The sequence below is a fragment of the Streptomyces avicenniae genome, from assembly GCF_000719135.1.
Classification (GTDB): domain Bacteria; phylum Actinomycetota; class Actinomycetes; order Streptomycetales; family Streptomycetaceae; genus Streptomyces; species Streptomyces avicenniae.
Genome location: NZ_JOEK01000006.1, coordinates 157,595 through 174,703 on the forward strand (window position 1 = coordinate 157,595; position 17,109 = coordinate 174,703).

14 protein-coding genes are annotated in these 17,109 nt (G+C 74.8%); 10 read left to right on the forward strand and 4 right to left on the reverse strand.

Annotated elements, in window-relative coordinates; all coding sequences use genetic code 11:
* The first annotated feature begins 19 nt into the window (after positions 1–19).
* The gene (locus IF27_RS12090; protein ID WP_052849588.1) at positions 20–760 is read left to right on the forward strand and encodes a class I SAM-dependent methyltransferase; all 741 of its coding nucleotides are present in this window, start codon (positions 20–22) and stop codon (positions 758–760) included.
* 6 nt (positions 761–766) lie between these two features.
* On the opposite strand, the gene IF27_RS12095 is transcribed toward IF27_RS12090, so the two are convergent.
* Complete coding sequence (locus IF27_RS12095) at positions 767–1,756, reverse strand: threonine ammonia-lyase (protein WP_052849490.1); 990 nt, start codon at positions 1,754–1,756, stop codon at positions 767–769.
* Positions 1,757–1,850: 94 nt separating this feature from the next.
* Between IF27_RS12095 and IF27_RS12100 the strand changes: the two genes are divergently transcribed.
* Positions 1,851–2,753: a LysR family transcriptional regulator gene (locus tag IF27_RS12100; protein WP_052849491.1), complete on the forward strand. Its 903-nt coding sequence runs from the start codon at positions 1,851–1,853 to the stop codon at positions 2,751–2,753.
* Positions 2,754–2,849: 96 nt separating this feature from the next.
* On the opposite strand, the gene IF27_RS12105 is transcribed toward IF27_RS12100, so the two are convergent.
* Positions 2,850–4,331 (reverse strand): HtaA domain-containing protein, encoded by a 1,482-nt coding sequence (locus IF27_RS12105; protein WP_052849492.1) that lies wholly within the window; start codon positions 4,329–4,331, stop codon positions 2,850–2,852.
* On the reverse strand, positions 4,328–5,776 hold the full coding sequence (locus IF27_RS12110) for an HtaA domain-containing protein (protein WP_052849493.1): 1,449 nt from the start codon (positions 5,774–5,776) through the stop codon (positions 4,328–4,330). The genes IF27_RS12105 and IF27_RS12110 overlap by 4 nt, the downstream gene beginning before the upstream one ends.
* A gap of 125 nt (positions 5,777–5,901) precedes the next feature.
* On the opposite strand from IF27_RS12110, the gene IF27_RS12115 reads away from it, so the two are divergent.
* From IF27_RS12115 to IF27_RS12130, 4 genes are all read left to right on the forward strand, one after another.
* Positions 5,902–6,915 carry a heme/hemin ABC transporter substrate-binding protein gene (locus IF27_RS12115; protein ID WP_052849494.1) on the forward strand — a complete coding sequence of 338 codons (1,014 nt, stop codon included), beginning with the start codon at positions 5,902–5,904 and terminating at the stop codon, positions 6,913–6,915.
* Positions 6,912–8,042, forward strand: coding sequence for an iron chelate uptake ABC transporter family permease subunit (locus tag IF27_RS12120; protein ID WP_052849495.1), 1,131 nt, complete (start codon positions 6,912–6,914; stop codon positions 8,040–8,042). Before IF27_RS12115 ends, IF27_RS12120 begins: the two co-directional genes overlap by 4 nt.
* A complete protein-coding gene (locus IF27_RS12125) occupies positions 8,039–8,875 on the forward strand; it encodes a heme ABC transporter ATP-binding protein (protein WP_052849496.1) in 837 nt (278 codons plus the stop codon). The genes IF27_RS12120 and IF27_RS12125 overlap by 4 nt, the downstream gene beginning before the upstream one ends.
* Before the next feature lie 359 nt (positions 8,876–9,234).
* Positions 9,235–10,722, forward strand: coding sequence for an exopolysaccharide biosynthesis polyprenyl glycosylphosphotransferase (locus IF27_RS12130; RefSeq protein ID WP_052849497.1), 1,488 nt, complete (start codon positions 9,235–9,237; stop codon positions 10,720–10,722).
* Positions 10,723–10,754: 32 nt separating this feature from the next.
* On the opposite strand, the gene IF27_RS12135 is transcribed toward IF27_RS12130, so the two are convergent.
* Positions 10,755–11,705, reverse strand: coding sequence for a GDP-L-fucose synthase family protein (locus IF27_RS12135; protein ID WP_052849498.1), 951 nt, complete (start codon positions 11,703–11,705; stop codon positions 10,755–10,757).
* A gap of 100 nt (positions 11,706–11,805) precedes the next feature.
* Here IF27_RS12135 and gmd point away from each other — a divergent pair, with 100 nt between their 5' ends.
* From gmd to IF27_RS12155, 4 genes are all read left to right on the forward strand, one after another.
* On the forward strand, positions 11,806–12,834 hold the full coding sequence (gmd, locus tag IF27_RS12140; protein WP_052849499.1) for a GDP-mannose 4,6-dehydratase: 1,029 nt from the start codon (positions 11,806–11,808) through the stop codon (positions 12,832–12,834).
* Positions 12,835–12,935: 101 nt separating this feature from the next.
* The gene (locus tag IF27_RS12145; RefSeq protein ID WP_110945814.1) at positions 12,936–15,731 is read left to right on the forward strand and encodes a LamG-like jellyroll fold domain-containing protein; all 2,796 of its coding nucleotides are present in this window, start codon (positions 12,936–12,938) and stop codon (positions 15,729–15,731) included.
* A complete protein-coding gene (locus tag IF27_RS12150) occupies positions 15,731–16,234 on the forward strand; it encodes a hypothetical protein (protein WP_190232912.1) in 504 nt (167 codons plus the stop codon). Before IF27_RS12145 ends, IF27_RS12150 begins: the two co-directional genes overlap by 1 nt.
* Positions 16,231–17,067 carry a glycosyltransferase family 2 protein gene (locus tag IF27_RS12155; protein ID WP_052849501.1) on the forward strand — a complete coding sequence of 279 codons (837 nt, stop codon included), beginning with the start codon at positions 16,231–16,233 and terminating at the stop codon, positions 17,065–17,067. The genes IF27_RS12150 and IF27_RS12155 overlap by 4 nt, the downstream gene beginning before the upstream one ends.
* Positions 17,068–17,109: the final 42 nt, after the last annotated feature.

Genomic DNA, 17,109 nt, shown 5'->3' on the forward strand with positions numbered 1-17,109 from the left:
CACGCAGTACGGTCCGGCGATGGACGAGACGGACGGTTACTTCGGAGAGCGTGTCGCGGCGGCCTACGACCGGTCGTCGGCGGAGATGTTCGCCCCCGGCGCCGTGGACCCGGCGGTCGATCTGCTGGCGGAGCTGGCGGGCGGGGGCCGGGCGCTGGAGTTCGGCGTCGGGACGGGACGGCTGGCGCTGCCCCTGGCGGGCAGGGGCGTCGAGGTCCACGGCATCGACCTGTCACGGGCGATGGTCGCCAGGCTGCGCGCCAAGCCGGGCGGGGAGGCGGTCGGCGTCACGATCGGCGACTTCGCGACGACACGGGTGGCGGGGACGTTCTCCGTCGTCTACCTGGTCTTCAACACGATCATGAACCTGACGACGCAGGCGGCGCAGGTGGCCGCCTTCCGCAACGCGGCGGCGCACCTGGCCCCCGGCGGCACGTTCGCCGTCGAGGTCCTGGTGCCCGAGCTGCGCAGGCTCCCGGCCGGGCAGACCGTGGTGCCGTTCCATGTGAGCCCGACGCGCTGGGCGTTCGACATCTACGACGTCGCGACCCAGGCGACCAGCTCGAACTACGTCGAGGTCGTGGACGGCCGCGGCGAGTACCGGTCGATCCCGTTCCGGTACGTGTGGCCGTCGGAGCTCGACCTGATGGCCCAGCTCGCCGGGCTGCGGCCGTACGGGCGCTGGGAGGGCTGGACGCGCGAGCCGTTCACGAGCGAGAGCACGCGGCACGTGTCCGTCTGGGAGAAACCGGCCGCCTGACCGGCGTCAGGAGGCGACGGCCTCGGCGGCCGGGACCGCCGGGGCCGTCACACAGGCGCGCAGTTCGCGCTCGGCCGCGTTGCCGCCGCTGCACATCACGCCGATCGTGCGTCCTGGGATGCGGTCCCGGTGCGTGAGGACGGCGGCCAGCGCGGTGGCGCCCGCGCCCTCGGCGAGCGTGTGGACGTCCCGCATCATGCGCCACTGCGCGTCCGCGATCTGCTCGTCGGTGACCAGCAGGAAGTCCGCCAGGTGCTCCCGCATGAGGCCCTGCGTCAGCGCGAAGGCGCAGCCGGTCGCCAGGCCCTCGACGCGCGTGCGGTTCGGCCGGGTCAGCAGCTCGCCCGCGCGCCACGAGTCGTGGGCGGCGGGCGAGGCGGCGGCCTGCACGGCGACGACGCGGCAGTGCGGCGCGACGGCCGCCGCCGCCAGACAGGCCGCCGCCGCCCCGCTGCCCCCGCCGACCGGCACGACGACCGTGTCCAGGCCCGGGGCCTGCTCGAACATCTCCAGGTACGCGGTCGCGACCCCCGCGACGAGTGCGGGCTCGTCGCCCGCGCTGATGAGCCGCATGCCGCGCGCGCGTGCCAGGTCGGCGGCGTGCCCGGCCGCCTCCGTCATGTCGGCGCCGTGCTCGACCAGTTCGGCGCCCAGGGCGCGCACGGCGGCGGCCTTGGCCGGGTTGGGGGCGGCGGGCATGACGATGACGCACGGCGCGCCGAGGCGGGCGGCGGCGTACGCGAGGGACTGCGCGTGGTTGCCCGTCGAGTAGCCGACGATGCCACGGGCCCGCTCCTGCGGCGACATGCCCGCGAGGAGCGTGAGGCCGCCGCGCACCTTGAAGGCGCCGGTCGGCTGGACGTTCTCGTGCTTGACGAGCACGGTGGCGCCCACGGCGGCGTCGAGCGCCGGGTAGGACCACATCGGGGTCGGCGGGAGGTGGTCGGCCAGCAGGCGGCGGGCGTGGAGCGCGTCGGTGATGGTCGGTGCTCGCATGCCTCCAGCATGCGCGGCGAGGGACCGATAGATCTAATGCCGGTTTTCTCGACTTTCATCGATACCGTCTATGGATGCGGGCTACGCTGCGGGAATGCTGGATCTGACACGGTTGCGGGTGCTCGTCGCCGTCGCGCGGGAGGGCTCCGTCACGGCGGCGGCCGAGGCGCTGCACTACGCCCAGCCGTCCGTGAGCCATCACCTGGCGAAGCTGGAGGCCGAGGCGGGGGTGCCGCTGGTGCGCCGGGCCGGGCGCGGCGTCCTGCTGACGGACGCGGGCCTGCTGCTCGTCGCGCGCGCCGAGGAGATCCTCGGCCGGGTGGAGGCGGCGCGGGCCGAGCTGGCGGCGCACGCGGGGCTGCGTACGGGCCGGGTGCGGCTGGCGGCGTTCCCCTCGGCGCTCGCCACGCTGGTGCCCGACGCGGCGGCGCGGCTGGCGGCCGACCACCCGGGGGTCGCGCTGGCACTGACCGAGGCCGAGCCGCCCGAGGCGCTGACCGCGCTGCGGAACGCCGACGTGGACGCGGCGCTGATCTTCGAGCACGACGACCCGCTGCCCGGCGACCGCCGCAACACGACCGTCCTCCCGCTGCTGGACGAGCCGATGTACGTCGTGACCCCCGCCGCGCGGCGCTGGCCGGGAGCGGGGGGCGACCTGGCGACGTACCGGGCCGAGAACTGGATCGCCGGGTGCGAGCGCTGCCGCCTGCACCTGGTCGCGATGTGCGGCGGCCTCGGCTTCGAGCCGCGCATCACGTTCGAGACGGACGACCATGTGGCGGTGCAGGCGCTGGTGGCGGCGGGGCTCGGCGTGAGCGTGCTGCCCGGCCTGGCGCTGCGGGCGCACCGGCAGGACGGCGTGCGGATCGGCCGTCTCCCGGCCGACCGGCGGCGGATCTCCGTCGCCTACTACGGCGCGCCCCCGGCCCCCGCACCGGTGACGGCGCTGGTCGGCGCGCTGACGGCGGCGGTGGAGGTGCTGACCGACTGGCCGTGACGGTGGCCGGCGCGGGGCGGCGGCCGGACGTGAGGCAGCCCGCCCCTGTGGCGGGGGGGCGGGCTGCCGGTCGGTGCGGGTCGTGCGTCGTACGGGTCAGGCGGTGCGGCGGCGCGTGGCCGTGCGCCGCAGGAGGACGCCGCCCGCCGCGAGGGCCGCCGCCGTGCTCAGCGCGGCTGCCGCGCCGATCCCGGCGCCGGTGCTGGCGAGGGCGCCGCCGGTCGCGCCGCCCTGCGGGGAGGCGCCGCCGGTACCGCCGGTGCCGCCGGTACCACCCGCGCCACCCGCGCCGCCGTCGTCGTCACCGCCGCCGGGCCCGGCCGGGGGCACGGTGGCGTCGTCGCTGAGGGTGACGCGGACGCTGACCGGGTCGAGCGCGGTGCCCGCCGGGTACATCGGCGTGCCGTTGTACTCGAACGCCTGGGCGCCGTCCGCCGTGAGCGTGGCCGGGAGCGCGTCGAGGGTGAGGACGTCGCCGTCCGCCGTCAACGCGCCTTCGGGCACGTCGAGTTCGGCGACGGTGATGTCGTCGTACTCGGTGACCTCGCCGCTCTCGGCGTCCGTCGCGGCCACGTCGGCGACGAGGGAGCCCTCGGTGCCGTCGAGGTCCACGTTCAGGTCGCTGAAGGTGAGGTCGAGCGCGCCGTGGTGGCCGGTGAAGCGGACGCTGCCGTCGAAGCCCGCCTCCAGCGCTGGGGCGGCCTCGTCGAAGGCGCCCTCGGCGTTCGGGAAGCTGTAGCCGGACGCGTTCTCCGTGGCGCCGCCGGTGAGTTCGACGCTGCCGCCCGCGATCGGGCCGGTGATGTAGGAGCGGAACGACGCCTTGACGCCCCAGTCCAGGGTGCCGTCGTGGACGACGCCCGGGTCTTCCGCGTCACCGGGGTCGGTCGGATCGGTCGGATCGGTCGGGTCCGTGGGGTCCGTCGGATCGGTCGGATCCGTCGGCTCCTCCTCCACCGGCGACACCGTCAGCGTCGCCGGGTCGAGGACGGTGCCCTCGGCGTACATCGGCGTGCCGTTGTACTCGAACGCCTCCGCGCCGCCCGCCGTCAGCGTGGCGGGTATGTTCGCGAACACCATCGCGCCGCCCTCGCCCGAGCCCGGCCGGATGCCGGTCAGGTCCAGGGTGGCGAACTCGACGTCCTGCGTCGTCTCGCCCGCGACCGTCACGTCCGCGACGATCGCGCCGCCGGTGCCCTCGGTCTCGACGCGCAGGTCGGACAGGCCGAGGTCGAGTTCGCCGTGGTGGCCCTCGAAGTGCACGCCGCCCTCGAAGGCGGTGTCCACGCCGTGCGTCGCCAGGTCGTAGCTGCCGGTGCCGCCGGTGAACCGGAAGGTGCCGTCCGTGTTGCGCTCGGCGCCGTCCGCCACCGTGATCTGGCCGTTGGCGATGGGGCTGGTGATGTAGTTGCGGAACGAGGCTTTCAGGCCCCAGTCGAGCGTGCCGTCGGTCAGGCCGATGGTGGTCGGCGGGGCGGCGGGGGCGGCGGGGGCCGCCAGCGCCGGGCCCGCGAAGGCGGTCACGCCGAGCACCGTCGCCGTGGCGGCGGTGAGCAGCAGGGATCTGTTCCGGGTCATGACGGGTCGTTCTCCTCGGGTGTGGTCGCGACGCGCGGCGCACGGCGGCTGCGTCGGGTGAGAGTGACGGCTGCGGCGGCGAGGACGAGCAGTGCGCCCACGCCGGTCGCGATGAGGGCGACCGGGGTACCGCCCGTGTCCTCCGACGCGTTCTCGGTGTCGGTGGCAGCGGGTGCGGGGTCGTCCGTTGGGGTGGGTTCTGGTGCCTGGGCATCGACGGGGTCGCTGCCGAGGTCGGGGAGCGCGGGGAGTTCCGCGCCGTCGTCGAGGGCGACGGCGAGGGTGAGCGGGTCCATGGCGGCGCCCGCCTGGTAGAGGCCGCCGAACGCCTCGGCGCCCTCCTCGGTGAGCGTCGCGGGCACCTCGGCGAGCAGCAGCAGGCCGTCGTCCGGGGTGAGGGCGTCGGTGGCGGCGGGAAAGGTGACCAGCGGCCGGTCCTCGGCGGTGTCCCCGCCGGTGGTGACGTCGGCGGCGAGCGTGCCGGTGCCGTCCGCGACGGTGACGGTGACGCCGCCGAGCGTCAGGTCGAGGTCCGTGCCGGTGAAGGTGACCGTCCCGGCGAACGCGGCGTCCAGCGTCCCGGCTTCGGGGTCGGCCGTGCCCTCGCCCTCGGGGAAGCGGAAGACTGCGCCGCCGTCCTCGGCGCCGTCGCCGAGCTCCCAGCCGCCTTGGGCGATGGTGCCGCTGACGTACTCGCGGAAGGTGCGGCGGACGCCCCAGTCCACGGCGGCGGTGGCGAACGCCGCCTCGCCGCCCGGCTCCTCCTCGTCCTCGCCCGTGTCGGCGGGCGGCTCGTCCGTGGGGTCCTGCGTCGGCTCGGCGGGCTCGGGGGCGGTGCTGTCGGCGCTGAGCGTCACCGGGTCGAGCGCGTCGCCCGCCGCGTAGTACCCGGCGAAGGCGACGGCGCCCTCGGCGGTGAGCGTGGCCGGGATGCCGGTGACGGCGATGCCGGTGCCGCCGCGCAGGTCGATGCCGCCGAGGTCGAGCGAGGCCAGCGGCACCTGGCGGCTGTCGGTGATCGCGCCGCTCTCCCGGTCCTTGCTGCGCATGTCGGCGTAGAGGGTGCCCGAGCCGCCGGAGACGGAGACGGACGGATTGCTGATGGTGAGGTCGAGTTGGAGGTTGCCGTCCGCCTCCTGGTGCCCGGTGAAGCGCACGCCGCCCTGGTAGCGCGCCGTGAACGCGCCGCTGTCCGGGTCGTACGTGCCCTGCGCGGAGTGGAAGCGGAACTGGCTCTGGCCGACCGTGGAGGCGCCCCCGTTCAGGCTCCAGCTGCCCTGGGCGATCGGGCCGGTGATATAGGTCTGGAACGAGGACTTGACGCCCCAGTCCAACCGGCCCCCGGCGATCGTCCGTTCGGCCGCCTGCGCCGTGCCGGGCAGCAGGGCCGCGAACAGGGCGGCCAGCAGCGCGCAGGCGCACAGCCGCAGAGTTCTGGGCAGCATCGAGAAGTCCTCCCTGGTGGACCGGACACGGACGCCGGGCGTGAAGTGAGGTTAGGCTAACCTAACAGTCGCATGATGCGAACACGGTCCTCCTGCGGGACGCGAAGTGAAGGGGTGCGGAACCGGTGAAGCGCCACTCTCGGGGAACTCTCGCCGCGCTGCTGGCCGTCGGCCTGCTGGTCGGCGGCTGCGGCGGCGGTGACAGCGGGGGCGGGGACGGGGACGGCGGCAGCGCCGTGACGGCCCTCGTGGACCGCGTCGAACCGCTCGACGGCCCCCCGCCCACGCCGGAACTGCCGGTGACGGTCCCCTCGTCGGACGGCGGCGAGGTCACCGTCGAGGCGGCGGACCGCATCGTGCCGCTGTCGGGGTCGCTCTCCGAGATCGTCTGGACGCTCGGCCTCGGCGACCGCGTCGTCGCCCGCGACGTGACCGCCACCTTCGAACAGGCTTCGGAACTCCCGGTGGTGACCCGCGGTCACGACGTCTCGGCCGAGGGCGTCCTGTCCCTGCACCCCGACGTCGTGCTCGCCGAATCGACCACCGGGCCCGCCGAGTCGATCGACCAGATCAGGGCGGCGGGCATCCCCGTCGTCGTCCTGGACGCCGCGCTGTCGCTGGACGACGTCGCGCCCCGCATCGACGCGGTCGCGGCGGCGCTCGGCGTGCCGGGCGCGGGCGACGAGCTGAACGACCGCACGGCGGAGCGCATCGCGGCGGCGCAGGAGGGCATCCCGGCGGACGGCGACCGGCCGCGCGTCGCGTTCCTCTACCTGCGCGGCACCGCGTCCGTCTACCTCCTCGGCGGCTCCGAGTCGGGCGCCGTCTCGCTGATCGAGGCGGCGGGCGGCGTGGACGCGGGCTCCGAGTCCGGCCTCGAGAAGGACTTCACGCCCATCACCAGCGAGGCCCTGGCCGCCGCCGCGCCCGACGTGATCCTCGTGATGACCAAGGGGCTCGACTCGGTCGGCGGCGTGGACGGCCTGCTGGAGATCCCCGGCGTCGCGCAGACCCCGGCCGGGATGGACCGCCGCGTCGCGTCCGTCGAGGACGGCATGCTCCTCAACTACGGCCCGCGCACGGACGAGGTGCTGGCGTCGCTCGCCGAACAGCTCCACCAGGGCGGCGTGGCGGGATGACCGGCACGGAACACGCCCCCGCCCCGGGGGCCTTCCCGTCCGCAGCGGCGGAGGAGGCGCGGCGGGAGCCGCCGCCCCGGGAACGCCCCCGCGCCCGCGTCCTCGTCCGGCAGACGCTGCTGCTCACCGGCCTGACGTCCGCGCTGGTCGTCATGGCGCTGGTCTCCGCGTCGGTCGGCGCGTACGACATCCCGCTGCCCGACCTGCTGGCGTCCGTCGCGCACCGCCTCGGCGCGGGCGGCGAGCCGCTCGACCGGGTCGGCGAGAGCGTGCTGTGGGACGTACGGCTGCCGCGCGTCGTGCTGGCCCTGCTGGTCGGGGCGTCGCTCGGCTGCGCGGGGACGCTGATGCAGGGCGTGTTCGGCAATCCGCTGGCCGAGCCCGCCGTCATCGGCATCTCGCCCGGCGCGGCGGTCGGCGCGGTCGCCGCCATCGCGTTCGGCCTCGACTTCCTCGGCAACTGGACGCTCACCGTCTTCGCGTTCCTCGCCGGGCTCGGCACCGTCCTGATCGTCTACACCCTCTCCCGCTCGGGCGGGCGCACCGAGGTCGTGACGCTCATCCTCACCGGCATCGCCGTCAACGCGTTCGCGATGGCGCTGATCGGCCTGTTCATCTTCTTCGCGGACAACGCGCAGGTCACGCAGATCACGTTCTGGCAGCTCGGCTCCCTCGCACAGGCGACCTGGCCGACGGTCCTCGCCGTCCTGCCGTGCGCCGCGCTCGGGCTGCTGCTGGCGCCCGCGTACGCCCGGCGGCTCGACCTGCTGGCCCTCGGCGAGCGGCCCGCGCGGCACCTGGGCGTGGACGTGGAGCGGCTGCGGCTCGTCCTCGTGCTGCTGGTCGCGCTGCTGACGGCGGCGGCGGTCGCGGTGGCGGGCGTCATCGGCTTCGTCGGCCTGGTCGTGCCGCATCTGCTGCGGATGGTGGCCGGCCCCGGGCACCGCTTCCTCATCCCGGCCGCCGCCCTGGGCGGCGCGCTGGTGCTGCTGTCGGCCGACCTGTTCGCGCGGACGGCGGCGCAGCCCGCCGAACTGCCGCTCGGCGTGCTGACGGCGCTGCTCGGCAGCCCGTTCTTCTTCTGGCTGCTGCGCAGGACCCGTAACCGGCAGGGAGGCTGGGCGTGAGCTGGCGAAGGCTGTTGGGCGAGCGGCAGGTCGAGGTGCCGGTGCCGCCCGCCGCCGGGCAGACGGCCGCCGCCGCGCGGGGGGTGTCGCTGGCCCTGGGCGGCCGGACGGTGCTGGACGGCGTGGACGTCGCGGTGACGGCCGGTGAGGTGCTGGCGCTGGTCGGCCCGAACGGCGCCGGCAAGTCAACCCTGCTGTCGGTGCTCGCGGCGGACGAGCAGCCGGACGGCGGCGAGGTCCTGATCGCCGGGCGCTGGGCCGCCGAGTGGACCGCTCCCGAACTCGCCCTGCGGCGCGCCGTGTTGCCGCAGGCGGCGACGCTGTCGTTCCCCTTCACCGTGGCCGACGTCGTCCGCATGGGGCGCGCGCCCTGGGCCGGGACGCGTGCGGAGGACGAGGACGACGCCGCCGTGGCCGAGGCGATGGCGGCGACGGAGGTGACGCGGTTCGCCGACCGGCCGTTCTCCGCGCTCTCGGGCGGCGAGCGCGCGCGGGTCGCGCTGGCGCGCGTCCTGGCGCAGCGCGCGCCCCTGCTGCTGCTCGACGAGCCGACTGCCGCACTGGACCTGCGGCACCAGGAGTTGGTGCTGCGCGTCTGCACGGAGCAGGCGGCGGCGGGCCGTGCCGTCGTGGTCGTGCTGCACGATCTCGGCCTCGCCGCCGCGTACGCGGACCGGGCCGCCGTGCTGCACGAGGGGCGCGTCGCGGCGTCGGGGCAGCCGGGCGAGGTGTTCACGGAAGACCTGCTCAGCCGCGTCTACCAGCACCCGGTGGAGGTGCTGCCGCATCCGGTGACGGGCACCCGCCTGGTGCTGCCGCGCCGGGTGGGGTGAGCGGCGCGGCGAGCGGAACCGGAGATTCCGGCCACGGAACCGGGCGGTTTCGGAAAGTTCCAACAAACAGCGGCCAAACGCCGTGCGCATGCCCTAGCCTCTTCTGCGGCACCGGGCGCGCACTCACGGGGAGATGAGGACACGCCTTCCTCACACCATCCACCCATTTCTCCGCCGCTCCGCCACCGCTCCCCGACCGTTCGCCCGAACGGTCCGCCGCCCGTTCCGTCTTCCGCGCCCGCGCCTGTCAGGCCGTCCCCACCGGGCGCCCCGCCGCACGGCGCCGCCGCCGTCGCGCGGGTGGCGCCCCGCGGCGCCGCCGTTCCCGTGCCGCCGTTTCCGCACCTTGGGGGTCGATCATGCGTCGCCAGGACTCTTCACGCTTTGGAATCGTGCGCGAACAGGCGGTCCCGGTCCGCCGGGTCGTCCCCCGGTCGGGGCAGTCCTCCTGGTACGCACCGGTCGCCGTCGGCGCCGATGCCGCCGGCGCCTTCTTACCGGTCCTCGCGGTCTACCAACTCGCCGACGAGCCGCACCCGTTGGCCGCCGCGACCGTCGCCGCCGTCTCCTGGACGGCCGTCCGCGCCGTCCACCGCCGCTACCGGCCGCGGTCCCTCGGCGAGCGGCGCGGGCTGCTGTCCGCCGCGCACGACTGGCTCATCCTCCTCGGCCTGCTGGCCGCCCTGCGCGCCGTCACCGGCGAGTCGTCCTCGCCCGCCTCCGCGCTGCTCGCGCTCGGCGCCGCGCCGCTCGTCACCGGGGCGACATGCGCCGCGATCCACCGCCACCTCACCCGCAGACGGCACCGCGCGCAGTCCGTGCGGCGCGTCCTGGTCGTCGGCGAGCCAGGACCGGTGGACGCCGTGGCCGCGCAACTCGCCGCGCGCACCGACCACCCGTATGTCGTCATCGGCACGGTCCTGGTCGGCGAGACGGCCGAACTGCCCTGCGGCGTGCCCCGGTTGGGGAGACTGGCGCCCGCCGTCCCCGACCTGATACCCGGGGCCCAGGACGGGCCCACCGTACTCGCCGCCGCACGCGGCCAGGCCGCCGACGTCGTCCTCGCCGTCCCCGGCGCCGCCCTCGCCGGGGAACGGCTGCGGCACCTCGGCTGGTCCGTGCAGGACGCCGGACTCTCCCTCGTCGTCGCCTCGGGGCTCACCGAGGTGGCGCTGCGCCGCGTCACCGTCTCCACCGCCGCGGGGCTGAGCCTGCTGCACGTCGCCCCGCCGCTGCGCAGCGGCCCGCAGCCCGCCGTCAAGACGGTCATCGACCGCACGGCCGCCTTCCTCGCCCTCGCCCTCCTCGCCCCGCTCCTGCTGCTGCTCGCGCTGGCGGTGCGGATCGACTCGTCGGGGCCGGTGCTCTACCGGCAGACCCGCGTCGGCCTGCGGGGCGAACCGTTCACGCTCTGGAAGTTCCGCACGATGGTCGCCGACGCGGAGCTGCGCCGCCCCGCGCTCGAAGGGGCCAACGAGCACCGTTCAGGGCCCCTGTTCAAGATGCGCCGCGACCCGCGCGTCACCCGTGTCGGGCGGCTGCTGCGCCGCACCTCGCTGGACGAACTCCCGCAGCTCGTCAACGTGATGAACGGCGAGATGGCGCTCGTCGGCCCCCGGCCACCGCTGCCTGACGAGGTGGCGCGCTACGGCGCGGTGGAGCTGCGGCGGCTCGTCGTGAAACCGGGCCTCACCGGGCCGTGGCAGGTCGGCGGCCGGGCCGACCTGTCGTGGGACGAGGGCCTGGCGCTCGACCTGGACTACGCCGACAACTGGTCGGTCACCGGCGATCTCGACGTGCTGGCCCGCACCGTCCGCGCGGTCCTCGACGGGCGCGGCGCTTACTGATGGGCCGTCAGAACACTTGCGCCACGCGCCGGTTACGCACGCACGCGCGTGCCGTGCGCCAGCCACCAGCGGTACGTGTCGGCGATCCCCTCGGCCAGCGGCACGCGCGGCGTGAAGCCGAGCGCCCGCAGCCGCGTGACGTCCAGCAGCTTGCGCGGCGTGCCGTCCGGCCTGCTGGTGTCCCAGGCGATACGGCCCGTGTACCCCACGGCGGCGGCGACGGTCGCGGCCAGTTCCGCGATGGTCAGGTCCTCGCCGCAGCCGACGTTCACCGCCACCTCGTCGTCGTGCTCGCGCAGCAGCGTCACGCAGGCGCGCGCCAGGTCGGCGCTGTGCAGGAACTCGCGGCGCGGCGTGCCGGAGCCCCACAGCGTGATCTCGGGGCTCCCCGCCTCCTTCGCCTCGTGGAAGCGGCGGATCAGCGCGGGCAGGACGTGCGACGTCTCGGGGTCGAAGCTGTCGCCGGGGCCGTAGAGGTTGGTCGGCATGGCGGCGATGTACGCGCGGCCGAACTGCCGCCGGTAGGCGCGGATCTGCGTGATCCCCGCGATCTTGGCGAGCGCGTACGCCTCGTTGGTCGGCTCCAACGGGCCCGTCAGCAGCGCCTCTTCCGGGATGGGCTGCGGCGCGAGCCGGGGATAGATGCAGGAGGAGCCGAGGAACAGCAGGCGGGGGACGTCGGCCGCGTGCGCGCCGGAGATGACGCTGAGCTGGATGCGCAGGTTGTCTTCGAGGAACGGCACGGGGAAGCGCTGGTTCGCCATGATCCCGCCCACGGTGGCGGCGGCCAGGACGACGGCGTCCGGCCTGACGGCGGCGAGCCAGGCGCGCGTGCGGTCGGCGTCGCGCAGGTCGAGCTGCTCCCTGGTCCTGGTCAGGACCTCGTGCCCCTCGTCCGCGAGGGCGCGGGCGAGGGCGGAGCCGGCGAGACCGCGGTGCCCGGCGACGAACACGCGGGCGGTGGGCGGCAGGAGGGTCGTCATGGCCCGGATTCTGCCAGCGGGGCGGCGCCGCGCGCGGGCGTTCCGCGCGGCGTGGGGCACGTGAACGGAAAGCGCAGGAGAGACAGTTGGGGGAACTTCCATGACGGACAACGCCTCGGGCAGGACGGCGCTGATCACCGGCGTCACCGGGCAGGACGGCTCGTACCTGACCGAGCTGCTGCTCGCGAAGGGCTACACGGTGCACGGGCTGCTGCGCCGCTCGTCGTCGTTCAACACCGAGCGCATCGACCACCTCTACCAGGGCCCGCAGATGCCGGAGCGCACGCTGGTGCTGCACCACGCGGACCTCTCGGACGGTGTCGCGCTGGTCAACCTGCTGCGTGAGGTGCGGCCGGACGAGGTGTACAACCTCGGCGCGCAGTCACACGTGCGGGTGTCGTTCGACGCGCCGCTGTACACGGGGGACGTCACGGGCCTCGGGACGCTGCGGCTGCTGGAGGCGATCAGGGCCAGCGGGGTGGAGACGCGGATCTACCAGGCGTCGTCGTCGGAGATGTACGGCTCGGTGCCGCCGCCGCAGAACGAGCGCACGCCGTTCCACCCGCGCAGCCCGTACGGCTGCGCCAAGGTGTTCAGCTACTGGTCCACCGTCAACTACCGCGAGGCATACGGGCTTTACGCGGTCAATGGCATTCTGTTCAACCATGAGTCGCCGCGCCGGGGGGAGACGTTCGTGACGCGCAAGATCACGCGCGCGGTCGCCCGGATCAGGGCCGGGCTCCAGGAGCGCCTGTACATGGGGAACCTGGACGCCGTCCGCGACTGGGGCTACGCGCCGGAGTACGTCGAGGCCATGTGGCGCATGCTCCAGCGGGACGAGCCGGACGACTACGTGGTCGCGACGGGGGTCCCGGCGACCGTGCGGGACTTCCTCGGCGCGGCGTTCGCCGCCGGGGGCCTGGACTGGACGGAACACGTCCGCTTCGACCCCAAGTACGAGCGGCCGAGCGAGGTGGACGCCCTGGTGGGGGACGCGTCGAAGGCGCGCGACCTGCTGGGCTGGGAACCGGCCGTGCGCTGGCGTGAGTTGGCCGGGCTGATGGTGGAGGCCGACATCGCCTCCCTCGACGCCGAGTTGAGCGGCGCCAGTGTGCGGATCGACCGGTGAGACGGGCGGGGCCGATGCGGGACGGGCGAGACGGGCAGGACGGGCAGGACGTGCGGAGGATGGGTGAGGCCATGTCGGACAGAGGCGCTCCGATGAGCGTGATGGTGGGGCGGGCCCTCGCGGCGCGGCTGCGCGTGCGGCCGGGGGCGCTGCCGGGCCGCCGTCTGGTGGGGATCGGGGCGGTGGCCGCGCTGACGGCCGGGCTCCTCGTCGCCGCGGGACCGGCGCCCGAGGAGGCCGAGGCGCTGACGGCGCCGCTGACCATGACGGCCGAGGATCTGCCGACGTGGCAGACGAACGGCATCGTCTACGCGCTGGCCGAGGCGGACGGCGTGGTGTACGTCGGCGGCACGTTCTCGACGGTCAGGCCGCCGGGCGCCGATCCGGGGACGCAGGAACAGCCGGTCGCCAACTTCGTGGCGCTGGACGCCGCGACGGGCGCGCCGGTCGAGGGCTGCGACCTGTCGTTCACGGTCGGCTCCGGCACGGCGACGATCCGCTCGCTCGCGGTGTCGCCCGACAAGGGCACGCTGTACGTGGGCGGCACGTTCGGCTCGGTGAACGGCGTCGGCGCCAGCAGCGTCGCCGCGTTCGACCTGCCGACCTGCGCGCGCGCCCCGTTCCCGGTCGCGGCGAACGGCATCGTGCGCGCCATCGCGGCGGGCGAGGACCGGGTGTACCTGGGCGGCGACTTCACGCAGCTCGCCGGGCAGCCGCGGTCGCGCTTCGGCGCGGTGACGACGGCGGGCGCCGTGGTCGCGGGCTGGCGGGCCGACGCGGACGAGATCGGCAAGGCCGTCGCGCTCACCCCGGACGGCGAACACGTCCTGCTGGGCGGCGACTTCTTCGAGGTCAACGGCGCGAACTCGCACGCCCTGGCCGTCGTGGACGCGGGCACGGGCGCCAACGTCCGTACGTATCCCGAGGGGTTCATCGAGACCAACTCGACGGTCCAGTCCATCGCGACGGACGGCACGAGCTTCTACACCGGCAACGAGGGCACGGGCGGCGGGGTGTTCGACGGCCGCATCGCGCTGAGCCTCGACACCTTCGACCAGCGCTGGCGCGACACGTGCCTGGGCGCGACGCAGAGCGTGACGGTGCACGGCGGCGTGCTCTACAGCGGGCACCACGCGCACGACTGCGCGAGCATGGGCGAGTTCCCGAACCAGGAGCGCTACCACCTGTTCGCGCAGGCCGTGACGGGCACGGCGAAGCTCGGCTGGTTCCCCAACACGAACGACGGCCTCGGCGAACAGCTCGGCCCGCGCGTCCTCATCCCGGTGACCGACCACCCGGACGACGCGCGTGACTTCCTGTGGGTCGGCGGCGGGTTCACGACGGTCAACGGTGTCGCGCAGTGGGGCCTCACGCGCTTCGCGACCGGCCCGGACACGGGCCTGCCCTCCACGCCGGAGACGCACGCGGCGAGCCCGGCGGCCGACCGTGTGGACGTGAGCTGGCGCGCGAGCCTGGACCTGGACGACAGCCTGCTGACGTACCGCGTCTACCGCAACGGCGCGAGCACGCCCGTGCACACGGTCGAGGGCTCATCGCTGCCCTGGGTGCGCCCGCAACTCACCTGGTCAGACCCGGACGTCGAGGCAGGGGAGACGCACAGCTACCGCGTCACGGCCACCGACGGCGCGGGCAACGTCAGCGCGCTGTCCGCCCCCGTGTCGGTGACGGTCGCGAGCGGCACGCAGGCGTACGCGAACGCGGTGCTGGCCGACGACCCGCTGCTGTACTGGCGGTTCGACGAGACGGCGAACAACTACGCGTCCGACGCGTCGGGCAACGGCACGAGCGGTGTCCACCGCGGCGGCCCGGCGCGCGGCACGTCCCCGGCGGCCGTCCCCGGCCCCGGCGCGGCGGCGGTCGGCTACGACGGCACCGACGCGTACACGTACAGCGACGCGCGCCTGCCCGGCATGCAGCGCTTCACGATGGAGACGTGGTTCCGCACGACGACGACGCGCGGCGGCAAGCTGATGGGCCTCGGCAACCTGACGCTCCAGGCCAGCGCCAACCGCGACCCGAACCTGTACATGCTCAACAACGGTCAGCTCACGTTCGGCATCATCAACGGCGGCAACCGCACGCTGACCACCCCCGGCCGCTACAACGACGGGCAGTGGCACCACATCGCCGTGTCCGTCGGCAGCGCGGGGATGCGGCTGTACGTGGACGGGGCGCAGGTCAACTCCAACCCGCTGTTCACGTCGGCCCGTTCCGTCTCCGGCTACCTGCGTACCGGCGGCGACTCGCTGGCGAACTGGGCCAACCGGCCCACGAGCGACTACTTCGCGGGCGAGCTGGACGAGACGGCCCTGTACCCGGCGCAGTTGTCGGCGGCGCGGGTGCGCGCGCACTTCGACGCGGCGTCCGTGCCGTCCGACACGGTGACGCAGCTGGCGCCCGTCGCGGACACGTACGTCAACGGCGCCGCGCCGAGCGCCGTCCACGGCACGCACCAGCAGCTCGCGGTGCGGGGCGCGCCCGCGTACGAGAGCTACCTCGCGTTCGACCTGCCGTCCGCGCCCGCGGGGCAGGTGCTGAAGGCGGCGTCGCTGCGCGTGCGCGTCGGCGGTGACGCGGCGGCGGGCGCGCTGGACGACTTCCCCGTGGTGCCGGTCGAGGGGGCGTGGAGCGAGGCGGCGACGACGTACGCGACCCGCCCCGCGCTCGGGACCACGGCGCTCGGCACGCTGGAGTCGCCCGACGCGCTGAACGGCACGTACACCGTCCCGCTGCAACGCACGGCGGTGCAGGGCGCGTTGGGCGGACAGTTCGCGGTGGCGCTCGTCAGCGAGGGCACCGACAGCCTGTGGCTCGGCTCCCGCGAGTCGGCGGCGGCGAACCGGCCGCAGCTGCTCCTCACATTCGGGGCGCCGTGATGCGGCGGCTGCTGCTGCCCGCCCTGGCGATGGGCGCCGCGCTGCTGGTGACCGCCTGCGGCGGTGGCGGGGACGACGACGCGCGGGGCGCGGACGGCCCTTCGTCGTCGGCGTCCGCGCAGGACACGGAGCCGGGTCAGGACCAGGACCCGCAGCCGGACGGCGGCCAGGACGGCGACGCCCTGCCCGACGAGGGAACCGGCGCGCCCGACGAGGGCACCCCGGAGGCGCCGACCGTTCCCGAGGACGAACTCGCTCCTCCGGACGGCGAGTTCACCGAGGAGCAGCGCGAATACCTCACGGACCGCGTGCCCGAGGGCGTGGACCCCGGGGCGATCCTCGACCTCGGCACCGAGGCGTGCGACCGCCTCGGCTACCTCCAGCGCCACGACCCGGAGTCGATCGGCGCGGCCGTGCGCGACGGGGAGATCCCGGGCGTCGAGGACGCCGTGACGCACCTGTGCCCCGAGTACGCCGACCTGCTGCCCGAGGGGGACGGATGACCCGCCTGCCGATCGTCGTGGCGATCCCCACGAAGAACGAGGCGGCCAACATCACCGGGGCCGTCCGCTCCGTCGCCGCGCACGTCGAGGCCGTCGTCGTCGTGGACTCCGACAGCACCGACGACACGCGCGCCCTCGCGAAGGCGGAGGGCGCCGAGGTCGTCCCGTACACCTGGGACGGGAAGTACCCGAAGAAGAAGCAGTGGATCCTCGACCACGTCCGCACCGACACGGACTGGGTGCTGTTCCTCGACGGTGACGAGACGGTCGGCGGCGAGCTGCTGGCCGAGCTGCGGCGGATCTTCCTGGACGGCCGCCAGGTACGCCCGGCCGCGTTCGACATCCCGCTCGGCTACTGGTTCGCGGGCCGCAGGCTGCGGCACGGGCACACCATCGTGAAGCGCGCCCTCGTGGACCGCTCGCGCGTCCGTTTCCCCGAGCCGGACGACCTGGCGGCGCCCGGCATGGGCGAGCAGGAGGGGCACTACCAGCCGCTGGCCGACCCGGTGTTCCGGCTGCGCGCGCCCATCGAGCACCGGGACCTCGACCCGGTGGGCACCTGGTTCGAGCGGCACAACAGGTACGCGGACTGGGAGGCGTGGCTGGAGACGCACCCGGAGGCGCGGGAGGAGATCAGGACGGCCAAGACGCGGCAGGGGCAGCTCTTCCACCGCGCGCCGCTGAAGCCGCTGCTGTCGTTCGGCTGGGCGTACGTGGCGCGCCGGGGCTTCCTGGACGGCCGCGCCGGGCTGGACTACGCGCTGGCGATGAGCTTCTACCGCTGGCAGATCGGCGTGCGGGCGCGCGAGATGCGGCGCGACACCGACACGTGACCGCACGGCGCCAGGGGGGACCGTCCCCCTGGCGCCGTCACG